Source organism: Binatus sp. (SeqCode) (assembly GCF_036522015.1).
In the GTDB taxonomy this organism is placed as follows: Bacteria; Desulfobacterota; Binatia; order Binatales; family Binataceae; genus Binatus.
Genome location: NZ_DATDGQ010000283.1, coordinates 1 through 8978 on the forward strand (window position 1 = coordinate 1; position 8978 = coordinate 8978).

An 8978-nucleotide genomic window follows, 5' to 3' on the forward strand; every position below is an offset into this window, starting at 1 on the left:
CGTCGCGAGCACCATCCGCAATGCTTCGCGCATGATCCGATGGTCATCGGCGAGCAGCACGCGAATTTGTCCGTGATTTTCCATCAAGCGGACTCCGGAATCTCGGCGACGACCGCCGTTCGGCCCGTACGCGACTCGACCGTCAAGCTCCCGCCCATCAACTCAAGCCGCTCCCGCACACCGGTCAAACCGGTGCCCTCGCTCTGGCCGCGCCCGATACCGCGGCCGTCGTCGACTACCGAGACGCGCACGGCGCCGCTGCTGCTTCCAATGGTGACCTGGACGGACTTCGCGCGCGCATGGCGAATCACGTTGGAGAGCACCTCGCGAACGACCTGGAAGCATAGTTGTTGCGCCGGGCGGGAAATTTTTTCCGCAGCGTCCTCATGATTCGGATGAACAAAGTTCGCCTTCACTCCCGCGCTGGTAAGGCGCGCGAGCTCGCGCTCGATCGCTTCGTCGAGCGACGCGTTTCCAAGCGTGGCCGGCCGAAGCTCGCGGGTCTTGCGGCGCAGATCCTCTTCGATTTGCTTGAAGATCGAACGCGCCGCGTCGCGCGGACCGTCGAGCGCGATTTTCGCCGCTGCCAGCAACTGGGCCTGGTCGTCGTGAAGGTCGCGCGCGATCCGGGCGCGCTCCTCGTCGATCGCGGCAAACATTCTGAGCGCAAGCTGACGCACCAGCCGGCTCCGCCGCGACGCATCCCGCTCCAATAGCCAGTTGGTCGCGAAGGGAGCCAGCCGTTCGACGATCGCCTCTGCCTTCGCCGCGGATGCGCGTGAGTCGCGCGACGCCAGCGCGATCGCACCGGCCTCGAAAGGAATACACACGTAGGGGCCATCAAACATTTTGTCTTCGAAATATCTCCTGGCGCGATCGACCGGGTCTTCTTCGCGATCGTGCCAGCGTGCAATCACGATATGGCGGCGGAAACTCTCCGCCAGCGCACTGTTCTCACCCAAATCGAATTGCTTCTGGCCGGACGATGACGCGGCCACGATGAACGAGCCGCTGTCAGCGACCGCAACCAGCCACTGGTCGAAGCCGGCTCCCCCCGCGACGAGCTGGCCGAAGCGGCCGAACCGCTCGGGCGGCCGCGCACGCCGCGCCACTGCAACCGCCTCATCCAGGTAATTCGTCGCGGCCCGCTCCTGGCCCAGCTCGCGCCTGACTCCGACGGCCTGGCGGCCGTTCTCAGCGCCGTGCGTGCGCCAGAACTCAAGCGACGCGCGCGCCGCCGCCAGTGCGATTTCGCTAAAAGCGGCGCGTGCCATAAGCCCCAGCGATGCTTCCAGTTCAACGCGGGCCCGATCCGCCCGCGCCACTATCGCGATTCGCACCGCGCTCGCGCCGTCCGTAAACGCCGCCGCAGCCAGCTGGTGCGCGTCACTGATTTTTTCGGCCCGCGCGATTGCGTCGATTTTATCCTCGCTCAGCGCGATCCTTTCGAGCGATTCGGTTGGACCGGGCACGCCACGCGCCCGCTTGGGGCCGCCCGCCGCAACCGAGTCGCTGACGCGATTCGCGAGCGCATCGAGCAGCGCCGTCAGCGCATCGTCCCATCGCGAACCTTCGCGCGGCGCGTACGCCACTTCGTCGGCGGCCGCCGCGCCGGATTGAAACGCGATTGCGCATCGCTCGGCCGCGAGCGCCGCGGCGCCGAGCTCCGCGATAGCGGCGATCCGATCGCTGAACGACGCTGATGCTGGCCGCGATGTCGGCCGCGGCGCGGCCACGGTCAAATGATTGCGTTGTTTAATCAAAAATTCCCCTGCCATAAGATGACAGAGGAAAACGGCTGCTCTAAACGAAGCGCGACCATATACTGCGAGTCCAGTCACGCAAAGAACACTTCGTGTGGTGGGGGGACGATAACGTCCCCCCAGGCAGGAGATTCAGCTCACGGAATCGAGTTCCAGAAGTCGCACAGATGGTTGGTGTTGAACGTGGTTTCAGTGGTTGGAGTCGGCGGAATCAGCGACTGGAACACGTCAGTCGTCGGGTTGTAGAGCGACCACGTCGGCAGAGTGCCGCCGTTGGGATCACCGGTAGCCGCGAAATTCGTCCAGTAACTGACCATCGCAGCCGACAGTTGCTGCTGAGGGGGAGTGAACTCGAAGAAGAACCCGGTGTCGAACAGGTACTGAATTTCGGAGCCGTGGTACGCGCCGAGCGGGAAGCTCAAACCGGCAGGCGGCGGTTGAGGCGGCGCGTGCTCATCGTTGAATTCATACGCGTACGTGTTGGTGAAATTCGAGAGCGATATGTCGCCATTGCGCGCCGAGCAAGCGAATATCCCGTCAGTGCCGTTATTGCCAAGTATCTGGCCGCCGGGGAAAGCCCACGGATAGAAGAACTCCACGGCGAGATCAAGCCCGGTGCCTCCTTGGCCCCAGAGCGCGAACACCGCGGCGTCATATTCACCTTGGGTCAGGATCGGTTTGCCAACGGCGTCGTACTGCTCGGCGACGAAGATGCGCCACTCGTCATGATTGGTCCCCGCCATCACCGGGACACGGTTGAAATCACCGCTCGCAAAGGCCTGGGCGGGCGTCTCTGTAAGCAGCGTGCCGTCAACGAAGGCGTACAAGGTACCCGGTTGGAGGCCGACCAGCGTCGTGTTGGGAACCGTGCGCAGGCACGCGGCTGTACTGCATCCGAGGAAGCTCGCGACCAAATTGCCGCCGGGGACGAGACCCATGGTTTGCGTTTCGCCAACAGGCAGCGTCACGATCGACTGGATGAAGGTGTCGAACATTAGGTAAGAGCCGCTTTCGGAAATCGCATGCGCGAACAGCCCGGCCGCAGTGGGCGAAGCGAGGTTGCAATAGACGCTATGACCGCCGGCCGACTCGCCGAAAATCGTCACGTTGCTCGGGTCGCCACCGAACTGCCCGATATTTCTCTGCACCCACCCCATCGCGAACTGCTGATCCATCAGACCGTAGTTCCCGGCGTCATGACCTTCCGTGTCGAGCGCGGTCTGCGCGAAGAAGCCCAAGTACCCGAGGCGGTAGTTGATCGTGACGACGATAACGCCCTGATTGACGAGCGGAGTCGGGTCATAGTCGGAACCGGCGCCGTTGGTGAGGCCGCCGCCGTGAATCCAGAACATCACGGGTGTCGCGCCGCCATGTTTGTTGGCGTTCTTCTTGAAATTGGGCACGTAGATGTTCAGGAACAGGCAGTCTTCGCTGCCGCCGCCACCCTGGGTACATTGGTTGCCAAACGTCGACGCGTCGAGCAGGCCGTGCCATTTGCCGAAACTCTGGGGTGGCATCCAACGCAAATTGCCGACGGGCGGGGCTGCGTAGGGGATACCCAGGAACTCGGTGATATTCCCGTTGATGATGCCCTTGAGCGGGCCGCTTTCGGTTACGATCGCAGGCGTCTTGTTCTTGGGACCGTTACTATTGCTGTGGTCGGGATGGTGCTTCTGCGGGTGCGTGACCGAGTCATACAAAACACCGGCGCTGGCGACGGAGGCGGCGCCCAGAGCTATAGCGGATGTACAGATGAGCGCGAGCATGAGATGAAGCCGAGATCCGGCGAAAATGGCGCGCCGGAAGCGAGCGATATGTGCTTACATACGAATTCCTCCACCGCGAAGGGCTCGCGAACGACGGCGAGTCCATGCGTGCTGCGGGTTATATCGGAAGCGCCACGGTCCCCAAACCGCAAGCGAACACCGTACGGGCACAGCGGAACACGATCCTGAACCGGCTTTGACTCGAATCCGACTAGTAGTAGGGGTAGCGCGGCAAAGTCAAGTCAGAATTTTACAAGTTGAAAATTTCTGATTCGGACGGATGCCGCGCGTTCCGTCAGGGATGTCCGGAATCTGATTGCTTCGACAGCTCATCGCCGAGCGCTTTCATCTCGGTGCCGAATGCGGTCCAGTCGCCGGCGCGTATCGCGTCCATCGCACGATTGTAGTGTTGCGCGGCGCTCTGCATGTCGGCCTTCGCAGGTACTGTACCTTGCGCAAGAGACTGCGGCGCCGTCTCGTTCGCGATTGCCTTCGCAATCGTCGGCGCCAGCGGAGCTGCATTCTGGAACAGCGCCGTCATAGTCAGGTCGAGCGTATCGCCCATCACCACGCGATCGCTGTATGACGCGACCACTCGCTGCAACTCCGGCAATTGGCCGTTCTCGGCGCGAATGAACAGCGGCTCGACGTAGAGCAGCGAGTCCTGGATCGGAATCACGAGCAGGTTGCCGAGCAGGACCTTCGAGCCCATCTGGTTCCATAGCGATAGCTGGCGCGAAATTTCGGGATTCTGATTGATGCGCGCCTGGATCTGATATGGGCCGTAAAAAAGTTTGTCCTTCGAAAATGAATACTCGAAAAGATGACCGTAATCCGCGCCGTCGCAGCGCGCGGCCATCCACGAGATCATGTTGTCGCGGCCCGACGGCGTCATCGGCAGCATCAACATGTACTCCGCGTGCGCCTCGCCCGGCAGCCGCATGATCACGTAGTAGGGCGACATGGGGACGGTTTGTCCGGCATAGCTTTCGCGCGGAAATCCCCACAGATCCTCGCGGTTATAGAAGACCTGCGGATCGGTCATGTGATAGGTGCGATAAGTGTCGGCCTGGATCAGAAAAAAGTCTTCCGGATAACGGATGTGCGCGCGCATATCGGAGGCCATCGCGGACATCGGCTTCAACATCGTCGGAAACACGCGCTGCCACGTCTTGATTATCGGGTCTTCGGGATCCGAAACGTAAAAGTCGGTATCGCCGGTGTACGCGTCGACCACCACCTTGACCGAATTGCGGATGTAGTTGATCCCGTCGGCGTTGCGCTGCGAGTACGGGTAGTGATCGCTGGTCGTATAGCAATCAACGATCCAGACCATCCGGCCGTTCAGCACTACCGCGTAAGGATCGCGGTCGAGATTCAGGAACGGCGCAATGTACGCGATTCGGTCCGCGATGTTGCGTCGAATCATGATTTTGCTCTTGTCCACGATATTCTCGGTGACGAGCAGATTGATGTCGCGAAAGAAGATGCTGAACAGCAGGCGGCGGAAAAATCCCGCCACCGGCACGCCGCCCGATCCCGCGTAATACGAAAAGACGTTGTCCGCGCCCTTGGGATAGTCGAACTCGGGCGTCGCCGAATCGACGACGGCGTAATTGTCGCGCGCCTCGCCGAAATAAAGTGCGGGCTGATCAACCTTCAGCCCCACGTTCGAAACCGCCGGGATATCCTTTACATAGAAGACCGGCAGTCCCTCGGTGTCCTTCTTGTTGACCGGGCTCATCGCGAGCCCCGCGCCGTGCGTGAACTTGAGATGCTGGTTGACCCAGGTCTGCGCGGTATCGGGCAGTTGGTCGATATTCATCTCGCGCGGCGACAGCATCACCTCGGTGTACTTGCCCTCGATCCAGTAACGATCGATATCGACGTCGCGAAAATCGTAGTAGGTACGGATTTCCTGCAACTGGCGGTAAGTATCGATCAGCGGCCGCGGGTCCCACAGCCGAATGTTCTTGACCGTCGCCTCATCCTGCTCGAGCGCCGCGGGCGTGAGCGTGCCTTGCCCGGCGAACGGCTTCACGTCAACCGTGTCGAGCTTGTACGCATGCCGCGTCGCCGCGATATTGCGCTCGAGGTACGGTTTCTCGACCCGCAGCTCGTCGGGCTTGACCCACAAGCGTTCGATCACCGGCTGGATGAAATTCATAATGAGCGCGGGGCCGAACACGATCACGAACGCGGCGACCGGAATCCGCAGGCCGCCCTCGCGCGCGTTGTAAATGCACATCGCGGCGGCCACCAGCGACAGCACCACCAGCAGCCACAAGCCGGGCTGCCACAGAATTCGATCGACGTAACGCAGCCCGAACACGACGCCGTCGGTATGCAGCAGCAGGTCGAAGCGGCCGAGCCAGTAGCTCATCGCGCGCTGGATGAAGAACAGTCCGAGCAGGACGGAGAGATGCCCGGCAGCGCCCGGCGAGACGCGCGGCGGCGACTCCTTGAAATCGAGCGCGCCGCGCGCCCAATAAACGGCGATCGCCATCCCGGCCGACAACACGATCAGCATCAGGAACAGGTCGCGCATTTCCTCGAGCAGAGGAACGGTGAAGATATAGAAGCCGATGTCGTTGCCGAACGCCTGCTCGACGATTCCGAACGGTACCCCGTAAAGACCCTTAAGATAGGTGAACCAGCTCGAAGCCTCGCCTTGCGCGGCGAACAGCGCGAGCAGGGCCGCGCCGCCCGCGGCGATTACGCGCCATGGCACGCGCTCGCCGAGCACGCGAATCAATTCGGGCAGATTGACCTCGACCATCTCGTCGGGACGGCGCACCACGCGCAGCCGCTCGTGATTGCGGCTCGAGCCGATTGCAATCAGCCCGCTGACGAAGATCGCGGCGAACGCCACCAGCCACACGATGAGAAAGATTGCGATTTCAGCGCCGACGGTCGTGTTGAAAACGCCGCCGAAGCCCAGCCTGCCGTACCACAGGTAGTCAACCAGCAGCTGATCGAGGAAGCTCAGCGCCAGCAGCGCGACGATAACGACCGCCGCGACGACGATCAGGATATTGCGGGGCCGCATCAGCGTGAGGTGCTATTCGCCACGGCCGATTTGCATGACGTGTTCCCGCACGACGTCGGGCGGGCAGAGCCAGATGAACACTTTGAGGGAAAGATAGCCGATGACCAGCCAGTCGAGTTCGCCCACGATTGGGATCATGTCGAGTTCCAGCGCCGGCGGCGTCACCATCAGCGCCAGGCCCATCCACGGCACCGCTTTCGCCAACATCGGCACGCGGTCGTCAGTCCATAGCCGATAAAACAGGCGGACGAACTGCGGCAGGTACATTACGAGCCGGCTGATTTGCATCGGCCCGAGAAATTGCATGCGAAGTATCTTCGAGAACATCAGACTTGACCCGTAACCATCATACTCTAGCACAGCGCGGCGTCGAATATGCGTGGCAATGCGGAAGGCGCCTCCATTTTTGTTACAATTAGCGCAGACCGAGGAGGGCGAAGTGGAGTGAAGAGGCACATGGCGCTGGGCGATTTCCTGGTCGCGTACCTGCGCAAGATTGGCGTGTCGCACGTCTTCGGCATCCCCGGCGACCTCGCGCTCAAGCTGTTTTTCGCGCTGGGCCGCAAGCACGGGATGGAAATCATCACGCTGTCGCACGAGCCCGGCGTCGGCTTCGCGGCCGACGGCTACGCGCGCGCGACCGGCAAAATCGGCGTCATCTGCGTCACCTACGGCGCGGGCGGCCATAACATGGTCAATCCGGTCGCGGGATCGTTCTCCGAACGCGTGCCGATTTTAATTTTTTCCGGCGGCCCCGGCGAGGAGGAGCGCAAGCTCGGCACGCTCATTCATCACCAGGCGCGCGAGATCGAATCGCAGCGCCGCATTTATGATGAGGTAACTTGCGCGTCCGCCGTGCTCACCGATCCGAGCACCGCCGCCGATGAATTGCATCGCGTGGTCAAACGCATCTGGGCCGAGCAGCGCCCCGGTTACGTCGAGATTCATCGCGACATGGTCGATCGGCAAATCGAAGTCCCCGAGCATCTCATCGAATGGGACGGCGAATTGCGCTTCCAGGAATCCGACGCGCGCAAGGTCGAGGAAGCCGCGCATGAGACCGCAGCGATGTTCAACGAGAGCCGCAAGCCCGTGCTGATCGCCGGCATCGAGATTCACCGCTTCAAGGCGTCGCAGGATCTCGTCGAGCTGGCCGAAAAGATGGGCGCGCCGGTGTTCACAACCGTGCTCGGCAAGGGCGCGTTCCCGATGGACCATCCGCTGTACATGGGCGTCCACGTCGGCCCGATCAGTCCGCCGTCGATCGTCGCGCGGATGGACGCCGCGGACTTCGTGCTCAATCTCGGATGCCTGAGGACCGACATGAACTTCGGCAATCGCCCGCCCCACGTGATCCAGGAAAAGACGGTGTGGGCCGTCGATCGCAAGGTCGAAGTGAAGTATCACACCTACACCGATGTCGGGGTACGTGATTTCGCACGCGCGCTACTGAGCCAGAAGCTGCGGCATCACCATGAGACGGTTATCTACGCCGACAATCTTCGCGAGATTGCGGCGCGCAATGGCAAGCCGGTAAAGGTCGCGCAGATTTTGTCCACCGTTAACGAATTCCTGGCCGACAAGCGCGACTACATCGTGGTCACTGAGTCGGGCGACATGTTGTTCGGCGGCCTCGACATCCGGGTGCCACACAAAAACGGTTATTTCGCGCAGGGCTTTTACGCGTCGATGGGATTTGCGGTGCCCGCCGCCCTCGGCGCACAGATCGGTAGCGGTTTGCGGCCGCTGGTGATGTGCGGCGACGGTGGCTTCCAGATGACGGGCCCTGAGATTTCGCAGGCGCCGGCCAAGGGTGTGAATCCGATCGTGGTGCTGATCAACAACGGCGGATGGGGCATCTTCCGGCCGATCGCCGAGCGCCGCGAACTGCTCGAAATTCCGCCGTGGCCATATGCGCAACTCGCGCGCGACTGGGGCGGCGAAGGATTCGAGGCGACCACCGTCGAGCAGTTGCGCGACGCGCTGCGCGCGGCGCACGACTGCAAATCGTTCGTGATAATCGATGTGCGCGTCGAGCGCGACGACCTCTCTCCGGTGACCGTCAAGTACATCAAGGCGGCGGCGAAGCGCTCGCAAGCGCCCGCCCAGCACACGTCGCGCGGGAATTCGCGCGCATGACTGATTCGATAAAGACTGACGTAGCCGACGCCATCGAGAACTATCGGCGCGCCTATCGCGACTTCCGATGGGACACGCCGGAGCATTTCAACTTTGCCGAGGTCGTCGACAAGTACGCCGAGGATCCGCGCCGGGTCGCGATACTTTGGGAAGATGGCGGGGCCCGGCGCGCGCGGCTGACGTTCGCGGACATCGCCGCGCAGTCCAAGCGCATCGCCAACGTGCTCGCCGGCCATGGAATCAAGCGCGGTGACGCGGTCC

Annotated in this window: 5 protein-coding genes and 1 pseudogene; 2 read left to right on the forward strand and 4 right to left on the reverse strand. The window is 62.0% G+C overall.

Annotated features, from left to right (window positions below):
* Nucleotides 1–83: 83 nt before the first annotated feature.
* The 4 genes from VIW95_RS12095 to VIW95_RS12110 form a co-directional block, all read right to left on the reverse strand.
* On the reverse strand, nucleotides 84–1736 hold the full coding sequence (locus VIW95_RS12095) for a sensor histidine kinase (protein ID WP_331586792.1): 1653 nt from the start codon (nucleotides 1734–1736) through the stop codon (nucleotides 84–86).
* A gap of 164 nt (nucleotides 1737–1900) precedes the next feature.
* Nucleotides 1901–3529 (reverse strand): carboxylesterase/lipase family protein, encoded by a 1629-nt coding sequence (locus VIW95_RS12100; RefSeq protein ID WP_331586794.1) that lies wholly within the window; start codon nucleotides 3527–3529, stop codon nucleotides 1901–1903.
* 295 nt (nucleotides 3530–3824) lie between these two features.
* Nucleotides 3825–6578 carry a UPF0182 family protein gene (locus VIW95_RS12105; RefSeq protein ID WP_331586796.1) on the reverse strand — a complete coding sequence of 918 codons (2754 nt, stop codon included), beginning with the start codon at nucleotides 6576–6578 and terminating at the stop codon, nucleotides 3825–3827.
* 12 nt (nucleotides 6579–6590) lie between these two features.
* Entirely contained in the window at nucleotides 6591–6884 is a 294-nt protein-coding gene (locus tag VIW95_RS12110; protein WP_331586798.1) for a hypothetical protein, read from the reverse strand.
* Between the two features lie 150 nt (nucleotides 6885–7034).
* Here VIW95_RS12110 and VIW95_RS12115 point away from each other — a divergent pair, with 150 nt between their 5' ends.
* Together VIW95_RS12115 and VIW95_RS12120 are read left to right on the forward strand one after the other, a co-directional pair.
* Nucleotides 7035–8717 carry a thiamine pyrophosphate-binding protein gene (locus VIW95_RS12115; RefSeq protein WP_331586800.1) on the forward strand — a complete coding sequence of 561 codons (1683 nt, stop codon included), beginning with the start codon at nucleotides 7035–7037 and terminating at the stop codon, nucleotides 8715–8717.
* Nucleotides 8714–8978, forward strand: a pseudogene (locus VIW95_RS12120) (acyl-CoA synthetase); the annotation flags it as partial. The gene VIW95_RS12115 and the pseudogene VIW95_RS12120, both read left to right, overlap by 4 nt.

Coding starts and splice junctions, on each gene's coding strand:
- VIW95_RS12100 (WP_331586794.1), bottom strand. CDS start 3,529: ATGCTCGCGCTCATCTGTACATCCGCTATAGCTCTGGGCGCCGCCTCC.
- VIW95_RS12105 (WP_331586796.1), bottom strand. CDS start 6,578: ATGCGGCCCCGCAATATCCTGATCGTCGTCGCGGCGGTCGTTATCGTC.
- VIW95_RS12110 (WP_331586798.1), bottom strand. CDS start 6,884: ATGCAATTTCTCGGGCCGATGCAAATCAGCCGGCTCGTAATGTACCTG.
- VIW95_RS12115 (WP_331586800.1), top strand. CDS start 7,035: ATGGCGCTGGGCGATTTCCTGGTCGCGTACCTGCGCAAGATTGGCGTG.